General features: G+C 70.7%; 22 protein-coding genes and 5 pseudogenes. 15 read left to right on the top strand and 12 right to left on the bottom strand.

Annotated features, from left to right (window positions below; translation table 11 throughout):
- The first annotated feature begins 15 nt into the window (after positions 1–15).
- On the top strand, positions 16–306 hold the full coding sequence (locus ABZ924_RS30385; protein ID WP_361916791.1) for a hypothetical protein: 291 nt from the start codon (positions 16–18) through the stop codon (positions 304–306).
- A 481-nt stretch (positions 307–787) separates the two neighbouring features.
- On the opposite strand, the gene ABZ924_RS30390 is transcribed toward ABZ924_RS30385, so the two are convergent.
- The gene (locus ABZ924_RS30390) at positions 788–1,402 is read right to left on the bottom strand and encodes a hypothetical protein (RefSeq protein WP_361916728.1); all 615 of its coding nucleotides are present in this window, start codon (positions 1,400–1,402) and stop codon (positions 788–790) included.
- Positions 1,403–1,773: 371 nt separating this feature from the next.
- Complete coding sequence (locus ABZ924_RS30395) at positions 1,774–2,037, bottom strand: hypothetical protein (protein ID WP_361916731.1); 264 nt, start codon at positions 2,035–2,037, stop codon at positions 1,774–1,776.
- 300 nt (positions 2,038–2,337) lie between these two features.
- Between ABZ924_RS30395 and ABZ924_RS30400 the strand changes: the two genes are divergently transcribed.
- The gene (locus ABZ924_RS30400) at positions 2,338–2,976 is read left to right on the top strand and encodes a hypothetical protein (RefSeq protein WP_361916734.1); all 639 of its coding nucleotides are present in this window, start codon (positions 2,338–2,340) and stop codon (positions 2,974–2,976) included.
- A gap of 416 nt (positions 2,977–3,392) precedes the next feature.
- Here ABZ924_RS30400 and ABZ924_RS30405 read toward each other — a convergent pair whose 3' ends face one another.
- Positions 3,393–3,983 carry a VanZ family protein gene (locus ABZ924_RS30405; RefSeq protein ID WP_361916737.1) on the bottom strand — a complete coding sequence of 197 codons (591 nt, stop codon included), beginning with the start codon at positions 3,981–3,983 and terminating at the stop codon, positions 3,393–3,395.
- Between the two features lie 680 nt (positions 3,984–4,663).
- Here ABZ924_RS30405 and ABZ924_RS30410 point away from each other — a divergent pair.
- Positions 4,664–4,891 carry a hypothetical protein gene (locus ABZ924_RS30410; RefSeq protein ID WP_361916740.1) on the top strand — a complete coding sequence of 76 codons (228 nt, stop codon included), beginning with the start codon at positions 4,664–4,666 and terminating at the stop codon, positions 4,889–4,891.
- A 192-nt stretch (positions 4,892–5,083) separates the two neighbouring features.
- Here the strand turns inward: ABZ924_RS30410 and ABZ924_RS30415 are convergent, their stop codons facing one another.
- On the bottom strand, positions 5,084–5,377 hold the full coding sequence (locus tag ABZ924_RS30415; RefSeq protein WP_361916743.1) for a hypothetical protein: 294 nt from the start codon (positions 5,375–5,377) through the stop codon (positions 5,084–5,086).
- Positions 5,378–5,609: 232 nt separating this feature from the next.
- Between ABZ924_RS30415 and ABZ924_RS30420 the strand changes: the two genes are divergently transcribed.
- Positions 5,610–5,879: an ABC-three component system protein gene (locus ABZ924_RS30420; RefSeq protein WP_361916745.1), complete on the top strand. Its 270-nt coding sequence runs from the start codon at positions 5,610–5,612 to the stop codon at positions 5,877–5,879.
- 175 nt (positions 5,880–6,054) lie between these two features.
- On the opposite strand, the gene ABZ924_RS30425 is transcribed toward ABZ924_RS30420, so the two are convergent.
- Positions 6,055–6,402 carry a hypothetical protein gene (locus ABZ924_RS30425; RefSeq protein WP_361916748.1) on the bottom strand — a complete coding sequence of 116 codons (348 nt, stop codon included), beginning with the start codon at positions 6,400–6,402 and terminating at the stop codon, positions 6,055–6,057.
- A 176-nt stretch (positions 6,403–6,578) separates the two neighbouring features.
- Complete coding sequence (locus tag ABZ924_RS30430; protein WP_361916751.1) at positions 6,579–7,202, bottom strand: hypothetical protein; 624 nt, start codon at positions 7,200–7,202, stop codon at positions 6,579–6,581.
- Positions 7,203–7,437: 235 nt separating this feature from the next.
- Here ABZ924_RS30430 and ABZ924_RS30435 point away from each other — a divergent pair, with 235 nt between their 5' ends.
- The gene (locus ABZ924_RS30435) at positions 7,438–7,716 is read left to right on the top strand and encodes a hypothetical protein (protein ID WP_361916753.1); all 279 of its coding nucleotides are present in this window, start codon (positions 7,438–7,440) and stop codon (positions 7,714–7,716) included.
- A 145-nt stretch (positions 7,717–7,861) separates the two neighbouring features.
- On the opposite strand, the gene ABZ924_RS30440 is transcribed toward ABZ924_RS30435, so the two are convergent.
- Positions 7,862–8,332, bottom strand: a complete 471-nt coding sequence (locus ABZ924_RS30440; protein ID WP_361916756.1) for a carboxymuconolactone decarboxylase family protein — start codon at positions 8,330–8,332, stop codon at positions 7,862–7,864.
- Positions 8,333–8,563: 231 nt separating this feature from the next.
- On the opposite strand from ABZ924_RS30440, the pseudogene ABZ924_RS30445 reads away from it, so the two are divergent.
- Both ABZ924_RS30445 and ABZ924_RS30450 read left to right on the top strand, forming a co-directional pair.
- Positions 8,564–8,691, top strand: a pseudogene (locus tag ABZ924_RS30445) (IS701 family transposase); the annotation flags it as partial.
- A gap of 53 nt (positions 8,692–8,744) precedes the next feature.
- Positions 8,745–8,789: pseudogene (locus ABZ924_RS30450) on the top strand (hypothetical protein); the annotation flags it as partial.
- Positions 8,790–9,289: 500 nt separating this feature from the next.
- On the opposite strand, the gene ABZ924_RS30455 reads toward ABZ924_RS30450, so the two are convergent.
- The 3 genes from ABZ924_RS30455 to ABZ924_RS30465 are packed head-to-tail and all read right to left on the bottom strand — an operon-like array spanning position 9,290 to position 12,920.
- On the bottom strand, positions 9,290–10,441 hold the full coding sequence (locus ABZ924_RS30455; protein WP_361916759.1) for a tryptophan 7-halogenase: 1,152 nt from the start codon (positions 10,439–10,441) through the stop codon (positions 9,290–9,292).
- A gap of 30 nt (positions 10,442–10,471) precedes the next feature.
- Positions 10,472–12,100 carry a LodA/GoxA family CTQ-dependent oxidase gene (locus ABZ924_RS30460; protein WP_361916762.1) on the bottom strand — a complete coding sequence of 543 codons (1,629 nt, stop codon included), beginning with the start codon at positions 12,098–12,100 and terminating at the stop codon, positions 10,472–10,474.
- A gap of 28 nt (positions 12,101–12,128) precedes the next feature.
- Positions 12,129–12,920, bottom strand: a complete 792-nt coding sequence (locus ABZ924_RS30465) for a hypothetical protein (protein ID WP_361916765.1) — start codon at positions 12,918–12,920, stop codon at positions 12,129–12,131.
- A gap of 265 nt (positions 12,921–13,185) precedes the next feature.
- On the opposite strand from ABZ924_RS30465, the gene ABZ924_RS30470 reads away from it, so the two are divergent.
- From ABZ924_RS30470 to ABZ924_RS30495, 6 genes and pseudogenes are all read left to right on the top strand, one after another.
- Positions 13,186–13,689 (top strand): hypothetical protein, encoded by a 504-nt coding sequence (locus tag ABZ924_RS30470; protein WP_361916768.1) that lies wholly within the window; start codon positions 13,186–13,188, stop codon positions 13,687–13,689.
- A gap of 269 nt (positions 13,690–13,958) precedes the next feature.
- Positions 13,959–14,282 (top strand): annotated as a pseudogene (locus ABZ924_RS30475) (cytochrome P450); the annotation flags it as partial.
- Between the two features lie 719 nt (positions 14,283–15,001).
- Positions 15,002–15,535 (top strand): ATP/GTP-binding protein, encoded by a 534-nt coding sequence (locus ABZ924_RS30480; protein ID WP_361916770.1) that lies wholly within the window; start codon positions 15,002–15,004, stop codon positions 15,533–15,535.
- Positions 15,536–15,816: 281 nt separating this feature from the next.
- A complete protein-coding gene (locus tag ABZ924_RS30485) occupies positions 15,817–16,200 on the top strand; it encodes a TIR domain-containing protein (RefSeq protein ID WP_361916773.1) in 384 nt (127 codons plus the stop codon).
- Complete coding sequence (locus ABZ924_RS30490) at positions 16,197–16,682, top strand: hypothetical protein (protein WP_361916776.1); 486 nt, start codon at positions 16,197–16,199, stop codon at positions 16,680–16,682. The genes ABZ924_RS30485 and ABZ924_RS30490 overlap by 4 nt, the downstream gene beginning before the upstream one ends.
- The gene (locus tag ABZ924_RS30495; protein ID WP_361916779.1) at positions 16,679–16,981 is read left to right on the top strand and encodes a hypothetical protein; all 303 of its coding nucleotides are present in this window, start codon (positions 16,679–16,681) and stop codon (positions 16,979–16,981) included. The genes ABZ924_RS30490 and ABZ924_RS30495 overlap by 4 nt, the downstream gene beginning before the upstream one ends.
- A 251-nt stretch (positions 16,982–17,232) precedes the next feature.
- Here ABZ924_RS30495 and ABZ924_RS30500 read toward each other — a convergent pair whose 3' ends face one another.
- The gene (locus ABZ924_RS30500) at positions 17,233–17,625 is read right to left on the bottom strand and encodes a hypothetical protein (RefSeq protein WP_361916782.1); all 393 of its coding nucleotides are present in this window, start codon (positions 17,623–17,625) and stop codon (positions 17,233–17,235) included.
- A gap of 218 nt (positions 17,626–17,843) precedes the next feature.
- On the opposite strand from ABZ924_RS30500, the gene ABZ924_RS30505 reads away from it, so the two are divergent.
- On the top strand, positions 17,844–18,902 hold the full coding sequence (locus ABZ924_RS30505) for a hypothetical protein (protein WP_361916785.1): 1,059 nt from the start codon (positions 17,844–17,846) through the stop codon (positions 18,900–18,902).
- 156 nt (positions 18,903–19,058) lie between these two features.
- Positions 19,059–19,169, top strand: a pseudogene (locus ABZ924_RS30510) (XRE family transcriptional regulator); the annotation flags it as partial.
- 157 nt (positions 19,170–19,326) lie between these two features.
- On the opposite strand, the pseudogene ABZ924_RS30515 reads toward ABZ924_RS30510, so the two are convergent.
- Positions 19,327–19,671: pseudogene (locus ABZ924_RS30515) on the bottom strand (transposase); the annotation flags it as partial.
- Between the last annotated feature and the right edge of the window lie 155 nt (positions 19,672–19,826).

Consider the following 19,826-nt stretch of genomic DNA (forward strand, 5'->3'; position numbering starts at 1 on the left):
TACAAGAAGTCCCAGGTGCTCTACGGCATCGACCTGGCCAAGAAGGAGATCGCCAGGACCGGCGCGGCCGGCGCCGACGACACCGGGCCGGGCCATTCCGTGGGCAGCTCAGGCTTCGGGAACTCGGGCGTCGGCAACGCGGGTGTACTCAACGACGGCGTCGGCAACGCGGGTGTACTCAACGACGGCGTCGGCAACGCGGGCGTCGCCAACTCGGGTCTGGGCAACGCGGGCCTTGCCAACACGGGCATCGGCAGCCACGGCATCGGAAACTCCGGACTCGGTAGCTCCGGCATCGGCAACTGAGGCGGCCCACGGCTCCGCACCATCGAGTCGCACGACGCGCCCGGCTGACGTCGGGCCGATCCACCCCCCGGCCGCCCGTTCGCTGAGCGGCAGGCCCGGGGGTCTGGCGCGGAGCAGCTGGCCCGCGAGAACAGCGGACCGCGTGAACAAAATCGGCTTCACCTGATTGCACGAGCGCTTGGAGGCCACCGCCCCCGGCAGCCCGCCTGGCCGCTGCCCGCGAGCCTGGCTGCATCGAGGGCCGCCGGGGGTAGCGGCTTCAACTCCGTCTCGCTGCCTCTGTCGCCCGCTGCCTTCCGTTCTCGTGAACATCGACATCCCGCCTCGGCGGGTGCCTCCCGAAGTCATGAAGAACGGGCTTCGCCACCCGTAAATAGAGCCACAGGTGCAAGCACCGACAGATAGGCAGGACGCGCTGCTGACTGCCTCGGCTTGTCGGTCTCGGTGGGCGATGGCGTGACGTGCTCTGGGTCAGTCCCGGTCAGGCACCAGCGTGTTCGACCGTGGAGACCACCCGCACCAGTGCAGGCGTCCTGGGGGCCGATCCGAAGCCGAAACAGACGGGTGGAACGACGGGTGCGAGGGGACCGAGGTCGGCGCCGTCGAAGGACGCATCGGCGGCGATGATCGGCCACAGGCCGCCAGCCGCGTACCACTGACGGTACCCGGGGCGCGAGCTGCCCCGGGTCCGTGCACCGGTCATCAAGCGCGCGGGCACGTCGGTCAGGGCCGCCCACAGCGGCCGCCGGGCGAGGGGGCGGGGCACGGCGCGCAGCGCCAGGCCGAGGGGTCCCGGGCGGCCGAGGCGGAAGCGGAGCTCCAGGGGTCCCGCTGCGATGTCCCACACGCTGTCGCGTCGGTGCTGCACGCGCGTGGGAGTCGTCCGGACCTCGTCGAAGTGGTAGACGCCGGCGATGTACTGCGTGGTGCGGGCGGTGGGCGCCAGCAGCAGACGCCGGCCGTCGGCGCCTTCCAGCATCACGTCGCTGAACGGCCCGAAGGGCGAGCGGGGCCAGTGGCCCACGACCACGCGCGTGCCCGAGCCTGTCCCGACGGCTGCGATCCAGCCGTCGAACGTCAGCCGTTCCCGTCCCACCTCCCACGGCTACCCCGTGACGCGGCCACCCATACCGTCGTGCCTGTCGCGGTGTGGTCTGCCGCCGGACAGCGCGGTCAGGGCCAGTTGCAGACCTCGGGCTTCCACCGGCGTTCCGGGTAGCTGGTGGACAGGTGCGGGCGGCACGCAGGTGCGGAATACCGAAGTCTGACTTGGTGAGGATGCCGATGACGTCGCCGCGGTCGGGACCGGCGCGAGTGCCGCTGTCCGGCTGCGCGGTGCGGTGCCAGGAGCGGGTGCTGGCCGCGCCGGACCTCGTCGTGGACGCTGTTACCAGGGAGTGGCACCTGTTCGGTGCGGTGCTGAGGGCCCCGGGCGTCACGCCCGGGGCCCTCGGATACCGGTCCACGTCAGGCAGCGGTCGGGTCCAGGGTGCCGGGGGTGCCGGTCCACCCGCAGGAACACTCCCCGCGCAGTGAGTGCGCCTGCGGCCGGGGACTGTCGGGCCCCTGGCCGTCGTAGAGGCTCCAGTGCGTCACCTCCCAGCCGAACCCGCCGGAGTCGGAGTCGAAGTACACCGGCTTCGGGACCATACCGTCGGCGAGGAGCACCCCGACACGGCTCTCATGCGAACGCCCATACTCCTCGGCGGTCCACGTCTCGTCCCTCTTCACAGCCGCCTCCACCTGCCTGGGCCGCCAGGCGCGACCCTCGACAACGAGCGTGCCGTACGAGTCGACGGGCCCGGGTGGGAATCGGCGAAACCGGGCCCTTCCGGGAGGATGCTAGGGCCAGGTCCAGTTCGGCGTGAGCGGGCGCTGCAGAGGACCCAACCGCTGCGGACGGCAGCATGCGGCAAGATGCGGCGCATGACCCTCTCATCGCGCTTCACCCTGCCGGGCCAGGTCCGAGCCGTGCCACGTCCGATCCCTCGGGGCCGTTGACCGTGACCGGCTGCGGTGCCGAATCCCCTGGTGACAGTGATCACGAGGGTCGACCTCTCAGGCAAAGTGGCGTGGCAGCGGACCTACCCCGGGACGGGCAAGCCGCAATCCCGTCTGTCCGCGGAGGGCACGCTCTGGGTCGCCTACCCGCATGGCGACGACCGGCTGCTGGAAGGTCTTCTGCCCGATGGATCCACTGGGCCTACCGCCAGCCCGGAGTGCCGCCCCGACGAGGAGATCGGGGCGTTCGTCCTGCTCGACGACGGGTTCGTCATTTCCTGGGCCAGCGCTTCCCGCCTGGTCCGTGGGGAACGAAGCCGGCCCACGTCTGCACAGGAGCCTCGCGTGGCCCGGTACACGCGGGAGGGCGAGTGCCTCTGGTCGACGCCGATCGTGCGCGGTGCGCTCTCGTTCCCGGGTGTGGCGGAGATGGGAGACCGGACCGGATGGGAGGTCCGGCCGCGTCAGCCTTGGGTTCCGGAGGAGATCGGCGTAGACCACTGGGAGCCATTGCCCGTAGCGGCGGACCGGATCGCAGCCAGCTTCACCGACACACGGGGCGGCATCGGCCGGACGTTCTTCCTCGACCTGGACCGCGGCGAGATCGTGGCGGCCACCTCTCCCGCTCCCACTGGCCGGAAGGCGATAGCCGGCCCTGCCCGTTCCTGATCGGATCCCAGGGCTATGGTGCGTTCACGACCGGCCGTTTTGGCCGGGACCGCGCCGAAACCGCGCGCTGGGCCCGCCACGGAGCCATGCTCGTCGACGAGAACGGCAGCGCCAGCGGCCCCGAGCTCGAAAATCACCTGCCATCGAGATCACGCTTCCGGCGGCTCGCACCGGACAACAGCCTCGTGGACGGGCCGGTGCTGACGGGCTACTCCACGTCCTACCCTGCGGTGGACTGCGAGGGAACCGCAGTGTTCTGGCGCGACGTCAAGCCGCCCGCTGTGGACACGGATCTCGCCGGACACGAGCTGTGCGCCATCGACGACAGCCGAGCCGTCGTCGGGCGCGCGCTCCTGCTGGACGAAGGCATCGTCGCCATCTCCCTGGACAACGAGGTCCTGCTGACGCCGCAGGACTCAGCGCGCCTCGTCCGGGCTCGACTCCGGGCGGCCAGCGGTGGCGCGGCGCCGCGCCACCGGCCACGCCGCGAGCGCCCCGAGGGCCGCGCCCAGGGTGTTCTCCGCCCAGTCCACGTACTGGCAGGAGCGCACCGGATCCAGGGTCTGCGTCAGCTCGACGGCCGCCCACACCAAGGACACGGCCAACACGACCCGCCCCGGGCGGCGGACGGCCAGGGTGCCGAACACCCCGAGCGCCGACCAGAGCACGACGTTGGCGGCGTGGTGGGCCCATCCGCCGCCCAGCGTTCGCACCGACGCGCCGTCCAGGCAAGCGGCCAGCCGCGCGCCCACCCCGGGAACCATCTGGTCCGGCAGGGTGATCCCCGCCAGCACCGCGGCCGTGAGCAGCAGGCCGAGCACCGCGACGGGCGAGGAACCGGTTCGCCGAAGAAGCGACCGCCGCAGGGCCAACCCGACCGCGCCGAGGACGATCACGAGGACCGCCGCGACGCCGGCGTGCTGCGCCGTGGACATCGCACCGGTGGACGTGACGTCAGGGGACACGACGCCGGTGGACATGACATCAGAGGGCAGGGCAGTGGACATACCGCTACTTCCGTGATCGTGCCGCGCCACCGACCACTCTAGCTTCGGTCAGCCGCCTCCTAAGCCGCACCGGGAGGCCGCGTCGCCCCCGGCCGAGCCGGAGCCTGGCGCGGGCGGCGGGCAGCGGGCAGCGGGCAGCGGCCTGCCTGTATCTGGCGAATGAGGCAGCATCGGTACTGCGGCTTCGCCGGGGCGTAGCCGGGCGGGCGCTGACACAGCAGGCGGCCGGAGGGCGACGTCCCCATCCGGACGCGGTGCCGAGGCGTTCCAGAAGGGTGTACAGGCCCTCTCCCGGTACCTCGCGCGGGAAGGCGGCGGTCTGCCCGGACGGGCGCACAGCGAGCACTTGCCCGACGGAACCGAGCACTGCACTGGAGTGTGGATCGTCAACCAAAGGCAGCGCCGCGACCGACTCAACCCCGACCAACTCGCCGAACTCGGAGTGGAGTGGGCGCGGTAGACCAAAGGCACTGGCCCCGGCTGCTCCTCGCCGGGGCAAGTGCCTTCGGGCCGCTCAGAAGAACATCACAGATCGGAGCTTGAGGCGTTCGCTGCCGTAACCCGTGTGCGGCGCAGCGTGAACGAGTCACCCGTGCAGTCCGGCTCCGTGAAGACCTCGGCTGACGATGTGCAGTCCCCCGAGTTGTTGGACCGTCAGTTGTTGCGGGTGGATCGACTGGATGGTCAAGCTCGGGTGGATCCGGGCCGCGGAGTGGGCCGAGGTCCGGTTCGGAACCTCGCGGGCCGGTGCGCTCGAGGTCCCGCTCTACCGCACCGCTGATGTCGACTCGCTCGTCGCCGCGCACCCCGAAGCCGGCTGGACGGAGCCCCGCCAGGTCGGCACGGGCGAGCGTTCGCCGCTCGCCGTACTGCGCCCGAAGCCGGACTCAACACCGACACCGGCGTAGGGGCGGGAGGAAGGCGAGGCGCCGGCTGGGGGAAACCCGGGTGCGTCGTACAGAGCCGCGCGGGCAGTCCCGCAACCAGGTCCCGACGACCTCGTGGTGCACCATCAGGCCGCTGCCGGCATCGACGGCTCAACGTACCGCCTCCCTACCTGCGACGCCCCGGGGTACGGGGCGCCTCCACCGCCTCTGGGATCAAAGGACGAAGACACTCTGAGCGGTTTCCGTGTGGTACGTCTCGCCCGGGTAGACCAGCCACTCCACCGGTCCCGCGCAGTCCGGTCCGGTGTGGACCTCGACGATGGCGTCGGTGTAGTTCCCCACCGATGTGGGGAACGAGTCAACGGCATAGCAACCGCTCGGGTCTTCGTACGCGGCGCCGTTGATGACCAGGAGACCCTCCGCCGCATAAGCCGAGCCCGGCACGGTGACGGCCAAGGCCGCCGCGGCTGCCAGCGCGCTCAGGGCCATGGCCATACGTCGCATCATCTTGAGATCCTCTCGGTGGCGTAGACCGTTCAGGGTCCACTCTCATCACGGAATGTACTGGATCACGCACAGCATGTGACCATCGGGTGGGTGTTGTGGCCCGCGGACCATGAGGGGACCGCGCGCAGACGAGGTGAGCCGCCGGGATCAAGCAGTTCGCCCAGGACGACGTGATCGACCAGCACAACCTCGAAGAACTCCGGGCGCGGCCAGCGAGACCACCGACGTCGAGGTGCCCTACCTCGAGCCGGCCTACCGCGAGCTCGGGGTCATCCTCAACGGCCAGGTCCGGCGTCGCTTCGACGACGTCAAGGCGTTCCTCCACTCCGGCCTACGAAACCGGCGCAGGTTCCTGGAGGAAGAGATCCAGGAACTCACCGGACGACTGGTCGCCCCGCGTCAGGAACGTGCCGACCTGGGCGAGGACCAGGCTCACCTCGTGCGCGAGCTGGCGGACGGCGGAGCGCTGGAAGCGCTGCCTGCCCGGCCGAACCCACCTTGAAGATCTCCCAGACGGCCCGCATCGCACTGGCGTGTGGCTGGTCAACCAGCGCCAGCGCCGGACCGTCTCGGCGCGGACCAGCTCGCCGCCCGCGCGAACTCGGAGTGGAGCGGGCGCGGTAGACCAAAGGCACCGGCCCCGGCTGCTCCTCGCCGGGACAAGTGCTTCGGGCCGCTCAGAAGAACATCACAGATCGGAGCTTGAGGCGTTCGCTGCCGTAACCCGTGTGCGGACGCAGCGTAAACGAGTCACCCGTGCAGTCCGGCTCCGTGAAGACCTCTGCGTACGCGTCGGTCCGGTTGCGCGGCGAGTGAGCCGGTGAGCTGCTGGAGGGGTCGCCCACCTCCGGCAGCGTGACGCACTCCCAGCTCTCCGGGTCGTCGATCACCGCGACTTGGGGCCTGCCGTCCAGGCCGGTGTACGTGTACTGGAACTGGCCATCGGCCGCAGAAGCCGACGCGGGCAGCGTGACCACCAGAGCCATTGCACCAGCGGCAGCAGCCAGAGCAAAACGAACGCGCATCAAAAGGTCCTTTCGCAGAGGAGCAGTAACACCGCAACGTGCCCTCGCCACCTCGCGTACCTCCGCACAAGGAATGATCACCCGTACGAGGACGCCGCACCGCCGGTCGCCCGGGCGGCCAGGTCACCCCAGGCCCGGCCACGTCCCCGCGCGCTGGCAAGCACGACCGCAGCACATCACCGAGCCAGGTCTGTACAGCGGATCCCGCCACCGGGGTGCCAATCCATCGCCGAATTGACCGCGTCGCCGTGCTCGACACACCAGGAGACCGGGGCCAGGCCGCCGCCCCGACGGCACGCGCACCCCTCCGCCGACCCGGCGAACGGCACTCCGTGCCGGATCACCCCGCCCATCCGCCCCTCCGCAGCAGCGCCCCGCAAGCCGGCCGACCACGCCAACATCACCCGCAGTCCACCCGACCCCGACCTGAACCGCTCGACCACCCGCACCCTCCCCATCACCGCCAACGGCCCCGTACCGGGCACGATCAGCCGGCGCAGCGACGCACCCGCATCCCCGCCTGCCAGCTCGGCCGGCGCATCGGCGTCGTCGTCGGTGGACCAGCCGGACAAGCAGTCCTCTCCGTCCGCGTCGTCGGCCAGGGGCAGCCACGGGTCATCGAGACGGAACCGGTGCCTGGTGCCCCCGGCCCCGCCCAGCACCAGCACCAGCACCAGCACCAGCACCAGCACCAGCACGGCGATCGTCGGCCCCATGGGTACTTCGATCTCGTCGTGGGCGAGGAGCCAGGCGACGACCGCGCGGCGGTCGAACAATGGGGACACGTCCGTGCCGGCCACCGGGCCCGGGAAGTCAGAGTGCCTGCGGCGCCAGTTCACCACCGCGGCCCGGCCCACTGTGCCGCGCGCGCAGGCCGCCTCCCTCCAGCAGGAGCGCGTGGCAGGCGACGGTTCTCACAGGGCTTTGGCCCGAATTGAACAGGCACCATTGCGGCGCTGGCTCCGACGCTGGCACGATCCCGCACCATTCATCGATCGCAGAACGTCCCCCATGGTGACTGAAAGGCGGTGAGGGATGAGTACGGCGGTCCTGTTCCTCACACATGTCTTCGACCCCGAAACCACTGCGGCGTTCGAGAAGCCACGGACCGAGGCAGCAGGCTTCGGCGATGTGTGGGTACTCCACGACCAGGCGGGCCGGCTGCGCGGCGGTCGGCCCGCCGCCGTACGGACCCTGACCCCGGTGGAGGACCCCCTCACGCCAGTGCCCCTGACCGAGGTCCAGGAGCGGCTGCTGTGCGACGCCCTCGGCTGCGACCCCCAGGCCCGCCACCGCCGACGCCGCCCGGCCTGAACCCGACCGGGCCGCGCTCGGCGTGCAGGCTATCCCGCTTCCGGCAAGACCGCGGCGCCTTTACACCTCACCCGCGGGCGGGCGCCTTCCCGCCCGGGGCCGCGGCGCGCTGCATGCAGTGGATCCCGCCTCGGGGTGGGCGTCTTCAGTGCTGACCGGGCTGGTAGTGGCCGGCGGGCTGCTGGACGGTGACGTTCAGGCGGTTGAAGGCGTTGATGACGGCTATCTGGCTCACCAGGACGGCGAGCTGGTCTTCGTTATAGTGCTTCGCGGCGTTCGCCCAGACCTCGTCGGGGACGCCGCCGGCGGCGTCGGCGATGCGGGTGGCTTCTTCGGCCAGTTCGAGAGCGGCGCGTTCGGCTTCGGTGAAGACGGTGGCCTCCCGCCAGGCCGCGACCAGGTGGAGGCGTACGGCGGTCTCCCCGGCGGCGGTGGCGTCCTTGGTGTGCATGTCGATGCATCCGGCGCAGCCGTTGATCTGGCTGGCGCGGAGCATCACGAGTTCGCGCGTGGCGGCCGGCAGGGTCGAGTCACCGAGGGCTTTGCCCGCCGCGATGATGTGCTTCCACGCCTTGGCGGCGACCGGGCTGGTGAAGACGTTCAGACGAGCGTTCATCGTGGATTCCTTTGTCATCGTCTGCTGGTGCCCTTAAGACACCGGATCCCTGCCGGCTGTGACAGCGGTGAAGGTGAGGCGCGTCACAGGCGGCAGGTGGGCAAGGTCGACGGCGGCGGCCATCGTGGGCGCGCCCGCGTCGTTGAGGTGGAGGTGGTCGCCGCTGTCGAGGTCGGGGCGGGTGGCGTCCGGGGCATTGGGGTCCTGGGACGCAGGACATGCGCCCGAGACGACTGGGCCCGGACCGAGCACCGCCGTATCACCGGGCGGACCGCGGGCACTGGCTCCTGGCCCGCCGCAGCATCAAGCACCCCGGGAAGACCGCCTACTACACCGCCTACGCACCCGCCGAAACCACCACTTCGAGGGCCAGCCCTACGTCAAACGAGCCACCGACGGCTCGGTCCGGCACCTGCCGGACTACATCCGCAGCAAGGGCAGCTCGGTCATCAACAACAGCAGCCGCACCGCGAGGGTCTACCAAAAGGACAACTACTTCGGCCGACACATGTGCGTCGGCGCCGACGGCGGCACCATCACAGACCTGCGCTCCTACCAGCTCAACGACACCACCCACTCCCTGAAGAACAACACCACGCCCTGCGGCGCGTAACGAGGCGTGGGAGGGCCGCGGCACCACCGCGTCCTCGCCAACCCGGTCAACGCCGACGGCGCGCCCCGTCGGTCATCGAGCCGGGCGTGCTGTTGGAGAGTGAAGTCGGTTGAGACGAACTCGACGGGGGTGCTGTCTGCTCAGTACCGCCAGCGCTCCCGGATATGCCACTTGGTGTGCTCCTTGAGATGGTGGCGCCAGAGCCACCAGGGCAGGCGCCGGTGGGGGATGAAGGTCCAAAGTTCGTCTCGGCCTCGTTGCCGCGCGGCTGGCCTCGCAGCAACATTACGAGCGGGCGCCGCGTGCGGACCATCGTTTCCCCTCCCCCTCGCGTACGGGCCTGCTCAGCCGGTCGCACCGTGCCGGCGACGCCAGAACGGGGTGTCCCAGCGCCGCTCCCTCCGGTACTGCACGGCCCGGGCCCGCAGGTGTTCCTCGTGGAGGGCGGTGATCCGCCGCGCGTACGCGGCCAGGGCGCCGCAGTCGCCGGCGTGGTCGGCCTGGACCGCCCGTGCCCCTTCCATGCCAGTGGCCAGGGCCATGACGATGCCGCGGACCGCGAGGGGGTCGGTGGCGGTGGCGGCGTCGCCGACCGCCGCCCAGCCCGGCCCTGCGGCGGGGCGGGTGAGCGACGGGCCGGCGGCGGCCACGTCCAGCTGCCGGGGCGGCTGCGACCAGGGGGCGGTACGGTGCCGGACGTGGCCGGTGGCCCGCGCCCGCGCCCACCACTCGTCCCGGTCGTGCAGGCGCATGCGGGCGACGAGGTCGGCGTCCGAAACGGCCGTCAGGACCCGCCCGCCGTCCGGCAGCGGTGCGGTGTACCACCAGCCCCACGGGGTGGACTCCACGAGCGAGGTGTACTCCGGCCCGTCCGCTCCCCCGTCCGGCGCGGCGAGGATCCCGGTGACCGCCGTCAGCCGGTCGCACCGGACGGTGGTCGCGCCGAGGCGCCGGGCCAGCCGGGCCGGCCTGCCCGTGGCGTCGACGACGTACCGGGCGCGCAGGGTGCCGGCGGTGCCGCCCGGACCGGTGGCTGCGGTGGTGACCCGCCAGTGGTCGGGCAGGCGTTCGACCGCCCGGATCCGCCCGGTGCGGCAGAGGGCGCCGGCGGCCCGGGCCGCCTCCAGCAGGGCGGCGTCGAACCGTGCGCGGTCGAGCTGCCGGCCGGGCCCGTAGGGACCGCGGACGGAACTCGCCTCCGCGAGGCCTTCCCCGCCCCACGCGGCGCGGCCTCCGAAGCAGGGTGCGTGTCCGTCGAGGCCGAGCCGCCCGGGCACGCCCAGGCGTTCCAGGAGCGGGCCCGCCGAGGGGGCGAGGCTTTCGCCGCCCGGAGGGCGGTCGGCCGTCGCGGGGGCCGTCAGGACGACGTCCGCCCCGGCCCGTGCGAGGGCCAGTGCGGCCGCGCATCCGGCCGGGCCCGCGCCTGCGACCAGGACGTCACAGTCGGCGCCGCGGCTCAACCCGCAGCCGTACCGGCCGGCCGCCGTGCCGCTCACCGGGTGCTCCCGGCCCGCGCCGGCCACGGGCTACTCCGGCTCGGGGGCGGAGCGCTCCGTCTCGACCATTGCCTCGGTGCCGTCGGGACCCGGCCGGGGGACGATGAAGCCGAGGGTGTTCCAGTGCGCGACCATCTCGTTCATGCCGAGGTCGCGGTCCTTGCCGTCGCCGATGCCCCGGTCCCATTCCCTGAACGCCCCGACGGCCCCGTTCAGGAGCGCGTCGAGCTCCGGCTCGGGCAGCACCTCGTCCGGGCGGCTGGCCGGCCACCAGTAGTCCCGGCACAGGTGGAAGTCGGCCTGCCAGGGCACCGCCATGTACTTGGTGACGTCCCCGGCGGCCAGGTCCTCGCGCAGCCGGAACGGGGCGGACCAGGTTGCCGGGTCGTCGGCGATGAACGTCATCTCGATGCCGGGGAAGAACCCTCCGCCGCTGGCGCTCTCCAGGGCGGCCCGTACGAGGGCGTGCGGCTGCTCCACGGTCGGCAGCGCCTCCAGCGGGACCGGGGCGGGGGGTCCGCCGGTCCAGTCGGCCGTGAAGTCGCCCGCGGCCCAGCGCCGCATCCGCTCGTACTGGCCCGGGAGCAGCGTCAGCCAGGTCCCCGGCTCGTCATCCGTCGCAAGGCCGTCCGCGGACAGGACGGGCATGAAGAAGCCGTTCGCCTGGCGGACGTCCATCGCGCCCGGGGTGCGCAACCTCTTGAAGACGGCGTGCCGGAAGGCCCGGTCGCGGTCCGCGTCCGAAGCCAGTCGGGCGAGCCGGTCGGGCGAGAGGAAGTTGTGCGCCCGGTCGCCGTGCCGGCTCCGTGCCTGGCTGTTGACCCACGCGAGGGCGATCGGCCGGGCGAGGAGGGGGTAGATGTCGCGGGTGAAGGACACCTCCGCGGGGTGGGGCAGCATGCCCGACGCGCGGGCCGTTTCCAGGGCGACGTCGTAGAGGGTGATCAGGCTGTCCGTGTGCGGGGCGAAGTCGGTCGGCGCCACCACGCACCAGGCCGGCGTCACCGGTACCGGCCGGCCGCCCGGCAGAGTCACCGTCGCGCGGACCGGGCCGTCGGAGATGTCGTCGCACCAGTAGTCGTTGTTGGCGTAGTCGTCGACGGGGTGGGCGGGCTGGGTGGAGAAGGACGTTCCGAACCCGCCGAGGACGAGCAGCCTGCCGGCCTCGTCGGTGCGCAGTTCGCCCAGCGACACGGGCCGCCCCAGGAAGGAGCCGCTGTCGAACCGGGCGGTGCGGCCGTCGTGGGAGGGGCCGGCCACGGTCCGAGGGCCGGGCCGGACCACCAGGCGGGCGCGGGCGGCGGTGTCGGCCGGGTCGATGTGCCGGTTGCGGCGGTCGGCGTCGGCGAGGTACGGCCCGGAGCGGCCGGCGAACCTGAACCAGGCGCCCTTGGCGTTGGCCAGTTCGACGGTCCAGGTGATCCGGGCCTCGGCGGAGGCGAGTTCGCCGAGCACGGCACCGGTCCGGTCGTAGGCGTACACCCGGAACCGGGCCGCCTGGCGCTTGATCCGGCCGGCTCCGTCGCGGAAGCCGCCGGCGGGGCGGGGCCGCAGGCCCGGGGATTCCGGGCCGGTGAAGAAGCCGTCGGGGCTGTCGCCGACGCGGGCGATGCCGACGGTGGGGTGGATCTCGCAGTGGTCGATCTCGTCGGGTCGCACGGCCCCTCCTGGTCGACGGGCGGTCGGGTCAGTGGTGGCCGTGGTGGCCTCCGCTGCCCGAGGCCAGCTCCCCCTCCTCGAAGTAGAACTCCCGCTTCGCCGTGAACCGCAGGTCGACGGCATCGGGTGCGCCGGCCCCGCCGTCCAGGAGCTTCGCCGCCACCTGCTGGGATTCGGCCAGTCTGTCGGCCGGGGTGTCGTCCCTGCCGAGGATGGCGAGCCGAGGGCCCTTCGCCAGGAGTTCGTCGGTGAGCGACACACCGGACACGCTCCGGACGTTGCCCACCTGGAGGTGCTGGTCGAAGTCGGGCGGTGTGACGATCCGGTGCGCCAGGAACAGCTCCCCGCCCTTCCCGAAGGCGAGGTAGGTGAGCACCGGCGGGCGGGGATCCTGCTCGTCCAGGTGCCGGAAGTGCACCACGCGCCGGACGTCGACCCGCACGGGGTCGACGATCGCCGTGCCGCCCCGTTCGAAGTGGCCCCGGTACAGGGTCCCGTCGAACGAGGTGAGCGCGGGCTGTCCGGCGGGGGTGACCAGGTCCGAGATGCGGAACGGCTCGGGATCGAGCGTGTAGAGGTCCGTTCCCGTCTGGCGGCGGTCCTCGACGTACACCTTGTGGGCGTTGCCCGCTTCGTTGTCCAGGGTGACTTCGAGCAGCACCTGAAACGCGTGGACGGGCATGGCGAACATGGGCAGGTGGGACAGGTAGACCGTCTCCTCGCCCATCACCGCCATTCCGTGGCCGGCTTTGGGTTCGACCGGCATCGGCCTCATCTCCAGCATGCGGCAGCTGTCGTACCAGCTGTGGAAGGGATGCACCTACGTCACCTCCCAGGCTGTCACCGCGGCTCTGAGATCGCCAATGCATGGGGCGCCCGCATAACCGGGTGTGTTCCGCCGGGCCGCCCGCCTGGGCTCGGCGGGTGAGTCCTGTCGCCTTCGCCTGCGTCGTCGTGCCCGTTGCCGTCGTGCTGTACGGGGTGCTCGGCATGCGGCGGCTGTGGAAGGACTGGTGGTACGGGGTCATCGGGGAGCGGGCTGCCGGGCTCCTGCGCGATCCCTACCGGGCCGCCGCCCACCGGTGGTGGCCCGACGACGACACGCTGGCGGCCGCCGCCGCGCTGCTCCCGACGGGCTGGTCACCGTCAGCCATCGCGGCAAGCTGGGCCTCACCGACGCCGGGGCCGACCCGGCCCGGGAGGCCGGGCACCCCCTGCCGGACGCCCTGCTCGCGGCGCTGCGCCGGCGTACCGCTCCCGCCGCGCTCGGCGACCTCCTGCTCCGCGACGCCGCCCTCGGCGCCGCCCGGCGGCAGTTCCACGCCACCGGACGTGACCGCCTGCTGGAAGGCGCCCCGACGCCCGGCGACAGCTCCGGCCCTGCCGCCTCGGCAGTGAGCCGGCTGGTCCTGTCGGAAATGCTGTTCACCGTGTTTGCCCTCGCCGGTCTCACGCCCCGCGGCCCGGTGGAGACGGCGGCCGCCGCCGCCACCGCGGTGGGACTGGTCGCCCGGATCGTCTGGTTCGGCCCGTACGGGCGCCAGAAATCAGCGTCGGCAGGCACAATCCACAGACCTTCACCGCTCTGACCACCCAAACCTTGCTGTTCCTGACGAGCCCCGCCGATCTGGAGCGGACCCACCTCATCGGAGCCGGCACGATGGACGACCCGAGTTTCGACTACCGTCGCAAACCTGAGAGGGGTCACCGTAAGACCAACGAGGCGGACCTTCAGCGCGACTTCCACCACTGGCTGCTTACCGGGCCTTTGCAGGGGACTGTGCAGGTATAGACGAACAATTCCGGCATGGACCGTGCGGACGTCTTGGGTTGCGCGGCGCCAAGCGGCGCCGCGTACAGCGACATCGCCGTCGCCGACACCGTGATCCCCCAGGGCTCGCGGATCATGCTCATGTCGGCCTCAGGCAACCGCGATCCGAAGCGCTTCAACGATGCGGACCGCTTCGACCCGGACCGGCGCGACAACCAGCACCTCGGCTTCGGCAGCGGCATTCACCTGTGCTCCGGCGGCCCGCTGGCACGCCGCGAGGCCCAGATCGCGCTGACCGAGCTGGTACGCAGACTCGACCGACCCAGGCTGGCCACCGACCCGCCGCCGTACAGGCCCAGCCCCGTGCTGCGCGGGCCGATCCATCTGGGCATCGAACAGGGTGACGGTTGACGCGGCAGCCGAGGGCAGCAAGGACCGTGCAACTGCACCGGCCGGCTCCGCGCATGACCGGCCGCCCGGCCGAGGGCTTGACGCGGACGGACTGGAGCTCGAGGACGCCCGGCGCCGGGACTCCAAGTACGGCGGCGGTCGCCCAGGGCCGAGAACAGCCATGACCCAAGAGGCGTGAGGTGCGGCACACGTCCCATGTGGTGCGAAACGCCCCTGCGGCAGCCACTCGCACCGTCACAGGTGACTCGTTCGTGCCCTGGCCGGGAGACGACCCTGCCGTCACCGTCGAGATGGCACACGTTGACCGAAGGGACGCCCGTTGACAACACCTGCAACACCCGCCCGCACCTCCCCCCATCCCTTCAGCGCCTGGCAAGGCCGGCTTCTGCTCCGGTTCGTCGGCGTCGTCCAGTACAGGCTCGCAAAGCACCCCTTCCGCCCAGACGTAGCCTTGCGTAACGCGGCGATGCGGGCCGCGCACCGCCGCGGGATCGATCGGGGCGAATTGGTCCGCGTCACCAAGCTCAGCAGGCAAACCGTCGCCAAGGCGCTGACAGGACAGCACACGACCGAGTAGCCGACGCGCGACGTCGGCACAGAGGCGTGGAGGGGGCTCCTTCTGCCAGTGAGCCCCTCCCACCTCAGGGGACCGGCCGCGACCACTGACCGCCCCCGCCAGGCCAGTAAGTGGGCGTGGTGGCGACGTCCGGGAGAGCGTGGTGGAGGCCCTCGCCCTTCTGGCGGCAGTGGCGGAGGATCTGCTGCGGCCCTGCTTCCCGGCGCACCGGCCGGACGGAGGCAAAGACCAGGCGGCGTCGACATCCGATGACGTCCCGGACTTCACCGAACCCGTCGCAGCGACCTTCGTGTACGCCGGCATCGACGTCACGAACACGCCCCTGTTCATCGGCGCCCGCGGGGCGCAGCTGGCAGGACGCGCCACCCTCATCGAGTGCGGGCCCCTCCCCGCACGCCTCGGCAACAAGCAGCCCTTCACCGACACCATCACCGACCTCGAAAACGCCCTCGACCTTGAACGACACCGGCCCGGCAGCCTCCCCCGCCACGCCACCTACCTCCACCAACGCACCGCCGGCCGCATCGGCAGCCTCACCCGACTCATCCGACGAGCCGCCATCACCGCCATGCACGACGGCACGGAACACATCACGAATGCGATCCGCCTCGACCACCACGCCGAAACCACACACCCGCCTCGAACCCGCACTCCGAACCGCCAATCAACCCGCTGACCAGCACAAACACCGAGAACACGCAAAATGGCGCCTCAGCCCTTCAGACCCAGACGCCATCTACAACACCCGCAAGATCCTGAACCAACCTGCAACAAGGCCAGCTCAAACCGCACCTGACGCCGCAATGCCGTTCTCACACGGACCTGCAACACCCCAGCCCACCCAACCACCGACACCCCAACCACCCACCCCCTCAGCGACACGTATATCTGATGACCGCTGTCAGTACCTGCCCTTACGATGCGCGCAGGTACCTCCACTTGAAGTAAGGAGCGCCGATGCCGAAGCGCGTGTTCGTCAGTTTCGACTACGACTACGACAAGACCCTCAAGGACTTCTTGATCGGGCAGGCCAAGAACCCCGACTCGCCCTTCGAGATTTACGACTGGTCGATCAAGGAGGCTTCGCCCGACTGGAAGGACAAGGCCCGCCGCAGGATCAGGGCGTCGGACGTCGTCACCGTCATCTGCGGTGAGCACACCCACGCCGCTGTGGGGGTAGCCATCGAGCTGAAGATGGCTCAGGAGGAAACAATCGACTACTTCCTGCTGAACGGGTACAACGGCAAGACCGGCAAGAAACCAACCACGGCGAAGGCCTCCGACAAGATCTACGAGTGGACGTGGGACAACCTCAAGGCCCTCGTTGGAGGGGCTCGGTGACGACGTCTCCCGAGGAGGGGGTACGTCCGGAGCTAAGCCGGCGGGCGGAGGTCATCGAGCTCTACAAGCTCGCCGTGGAGATGGCCGACCGCGTCTCCGCGCGCCGAGGCACCGCAAACGCCTTCTTTCTGTCCGTCCAGACCGCGTTCATCGGCCTCGTGGGCTTCGGGTTCCCGAAGCTTGCGGAGTCCCCTTGGTGGGCGGCAGTCGCCGTGGCCTTGGCGGGAGTGACGCTGTCGGCAACCTGGTGGCTGCAGCTTCGCAGCTACCGGGACCTGAATACGGCGAAGTTCCAGGGCATCAACAAGATCGAGGAACGTCTCCCGGTCAAGATCTTCGCGGACGAGTGGGAGGCCCTGCGTCGGGATCCAGTCGTTGGCTGGCGGAAGCGCTACGCCGAGCTCGGTACGTCTGAACGCGTCGTGCCCCTGGTCTTCGTGGTGGCGCATCTACTACTGCTTGTGGGCACACTGACGGCGTGACCTACCTCGACCCTCTCGCCGACCTGATCCGCACCTGCCTCCCCCCGGACGCCGAGCCTCCTGATGACTCGGCAGCCCTGTTCCGCATGTACGCGGTGCTGCTGAGAGCCAAGGGGGAGGAGGTGACTGACGAGGACGTCCACGATGCCTGGGCCGCGTGGATGCAGACGGTGAACAGCGCCCATGAAGCGCTGATCCCCTTCGACGATCTCGACCCGGAAACCCGAGCCTTCGATGCACCGTACGCGGAGGCCATCCGGGCTGCTGCTCGCCAGCTCGACCGCAGCCCGGACCGCTGATACGCCAACACCGGCCACATGGCTTGCCCGGCTGGGAGACCGATCACACGGACCGGCGTGACCGATACGTCCACGCCATCGGTCAAACCACAGGTCAGCGGCGTGACAGGCTCGTGCAACTCTTAGGGAAGCAGTAGCCGTCTCTCCAAGGATGCCTCCTTGCTCCCCGGCGCCTCCGGTTCGTCAGGACCGTCGAGCCGCGCCGGACGGCCAGACCACGTGGACGGACATCCCGCACTCGTGGGCTGTCTTCACGGTGTCGGCGGTGCCTCCGCCCCTGCTGGCGGGGGCACCGCCGTCCAGATCGCCACGAGCTCGTCCGCGCTGTCCAAGAGACATGTGGTGGCCGCCTCGTAGGCGTCACGGTGCGCTGTCTCGAAGGGGGCATCACGCACACTTCGGCCGGCTGCTCGAGCAGCCTGTCGCAGACAGGCGCGCGCGGGCGAGACGCGCCGGGCACGGTAGTCGGGCGACGGAATCACCGCCACAAGCCGCCCGCCGGCGGCGAGGACAGCCTCGGCGAAGAGTGAGTCGGCGCCCTCAGCATGGCAGGAGACCTCGAGCAACTGCTGGGACGGGAAAACGGCCAGCAGGGCGTCCGCCTCGACGCGGATGTGCGGCATGCCTGCCGCCGCCAGGTTCATGTGGCCTGTGACCGCGAGGCGCAGCGTGATCCCCCTCTCCCGGCACGCGCTGCCGCGACGTCGCTGCCCGGCAGCGTATGCCAACCGCTCACCGCACACGGTCCGTTTGTCGGCCCCAGGCTGTCGGCCATGCTCCTGCTCTGACCGCAAACCTGCTTGTCCCTTCGCGTACGGCGTGCGGCAATGGGCGTGTGGATGACAGAGCCCCCTCACCGACCATGGCCGATCCGCCGTCTCCGGGCGGCCGGCAGCGCCCCTTCCTCGGCCGGAGTATGCGGGTCGTCGGCGCTCTGATGATCGGCTCCGGATGCCTTCTGGTCCTTGTCGCCGCGAGTCGCATGCGCGGCACCAGCTTCGCGATGAACAGCCCCGGCCGTGCCCAGAACCCCTGGCTGTGGACCTTCCTCTCGCTCCACCTGGTCACCTTCACCACCCTCAGCGGCGGCCTCCTCCTGCTCCTCGCCGGCAGGTGGCTCGCACGCCACGGGCGTCGGCACACCACGCGCGTCTTGCGCTCCGCCGCCCAGCTGGAGGATCGGCGCTTCGTGCTCTATCTCCGTCCCTTCTACGGCGACCGTGTGACCGTGCAGCAGTCGTCTGCCTTCGGTGAGGGTCACTCGTCCCTGTCCACAGTTATGTCCGCCGGACTGCAGGAGCCACGATCCATGACCCTGGAGGAGGGGATCGTCCGAAGCTTTCGGCGCTTCGGTCGCGTGGCCGCGGTCGGGCAGCCGGGGGAAAGTTTGCCCCTGCCGGGCGCAGACAAGCTGTATCTTCCCCTGAACGACTGGAAGCCGGTCGTCAGCGACCTGATCGGTCGAGCCAGGCTGGTCATCCTGGTGGCAGGCCCCGGCCCGGGGACGCTGTGGGAGTTCACCGAGGCCGTACGGCTGCTCCCGCCGAGCCGCCTGGTCCTGCTCGTGCTAGCCGAGCCCAGGCCCTCGCTCATCGACCCACCGCCCTCGTACGAAGCCTTCCGTGAGGCGCTTCCCGCCGCCTTCGCCGCACGAGGGGAGGATCTCGCTCCCCCGGTGCTGCCCGACTGTCCTCCACCGGCCCGGCCGAAGAAACTCACTTGGGAGCCGGGGCTGCACGCCGTCGTACGCTTCTGTGGGGAGGGCTCCGCCGAATACTCGCGGCTCGATCCCACAGCCGTACGAGCCCTCACCTACCAGGGCGTGGCGCGGGGGATACATCGCCGACAACTGCGTCCCCTCCTGCGGGAGATCGAAAATTCTCTGCCTTCGGCAGCGGAGGAAGAGCGAAGGCCCGTATGAAGGAACCGATCGCCTGCTAAGCGGAAGCGAGGCCTCCCAAGCCGCGTCCGTCAGGCGCAGCACGAGCGCTTGGCGGTCGCGGTCACGGTCGAACACCGCTTGCCCCACTGCGTACCGGGGCCCGTCACCGGTGACCGGCCCTCGCGCAGCGCTGGGGGGTTCGCCGCCCGACTCGCGGGTGGGCCGTCCATGGAGGCGTGGGAGGCGAAGCTGGCGGCGTACGGGACGGACTACATGTCCCTGGGCGCCGCCGACATCCAACGCCGACCAGGTACGGCGGTGCGAGGGGCGGGCGCTGCGGCGGGCCTCGGGACTCCCCGGCCGCCGCCGGCTGAACCCGTTGACGCCCGCGGGCACTGGACCGTAGTCGCGCAGGAACTGGGCGTGGGGCTGCCCGAGGACGGGCCATTGGGCCCCGTCGAGCAGCCCTGACGTGGGAGGAGTCGATCACCGCCCGCGACCAGTCCAGCTTCTTCGCGACCCGCAGCTTCTTCAGCAACACCACATGCAGCTGGTCCCACACGCCGGCATCGTTCCATGCGGCCAGACGCCGCCAGCACGTCATCCCGGATCCGAAACCCAGCTCCTGCGGCAGGTACTCCCCCTGGATCCCGGTATGCAGGACGAACAGGATCCCGCAGAGCGCCTGCCGGTCCGGCACCCGCGGACGCCCCTCCGCCAGCTTCGGCGCCGGCTCGGGCAACAACGGCTCGATCAGCGACCACAGTTCATCCGACACGATCCACGGCCGCGACTGACGTTTCCCCACGGCCAGACCAACGACCACCCGAACCGAAAGTCACATGATCAACGGCTTCTGTTAGGGCCTCTTAGAGGCCATCTCATTTGGCGAGCCTGCGGTAGCAGATGAGGGTGCAGGCGATGCTGGTGAAGGCGAGGAAGTGCTCGGCCTTGCGTTCGTAG

The sequence above is a fragment of the Streptomyces sp. NPDC046876 genome, from assembly GCF_040645035.1.
Taxonomy (GTDB): Bacteria; Actinomycetota; Actinomycetes; order Streptomycetales; family Streptomycetaceae; genus Streptomyces.

Bases quoted from the DNA above. Each gene is read 5' to 3' on its own strand.
- ABZ924_RS30410 (WP_361916740.1), top strand. From the start codon at position 4,664: ATGGTCAAGCTCGGGTGGATCCGGGCCGCGGAGTGGGCCGAGGTCCGG.
- ABZ924_RS30505 (WP_361916785.1), top strand. From the start codon at position 17,844: ATGGCCGATCCGCCGTCTCCGGGCGGCCGGCAGCGCCCCTTCCTCGGC.
- ABZ924_RS30435 (WP_361916753.1), top strand. From the start codon at position 7,438: ATGAGTACGGCGGTCCTGTTCCTCACACATGTCTTCGACCCCGAAACC.
- ABZ924_RS30425 (WP_361916748.1), bottom strand. From the start codon at position 6,402: ATGCGCGTTCGTTTTGCTCTGGCTGCTGCCGCTGGTGCAATGGCTCTG.
- ABZ924_RS30485 (WP_361916773.1), top strand. From the start codon at position 15,817: ATGCCGAAGCGCGTGTTCGTCAGTTTCGACTACGACTACGACAAGACC.
- ABZ924_RS30500 (WP_361916782.1), bottom strand. From the start codon at position 17,625: ATGAACCTGGCGGCGGCAGGCATGCCGCACATCCGCGTCGAGGCGGAC.
- ABZ924_RS30415 (WP_361916743.1), bottom strand. From the start codon at position 5,377: ATGATGCGACGTATGGCCATGGCCCTGAGCGCGCTGGCAGCCGCGGCG.
- ABZ924_RS30405 (WP_361916737.1), bottom strand. From the start codon at position 3,983: ATGTCCACTGCCCTGCCCTCTGATGTCATGTCCACCGGCGTCGTGTCC.
- ABZ924_RS30440 (WP_361916756.1), bottom strand. From the start codon at position 8,332: ATGAACGCTCGTCTGAACGTCTTCACCAGCCCGGTCGCCGCCAAGGCG.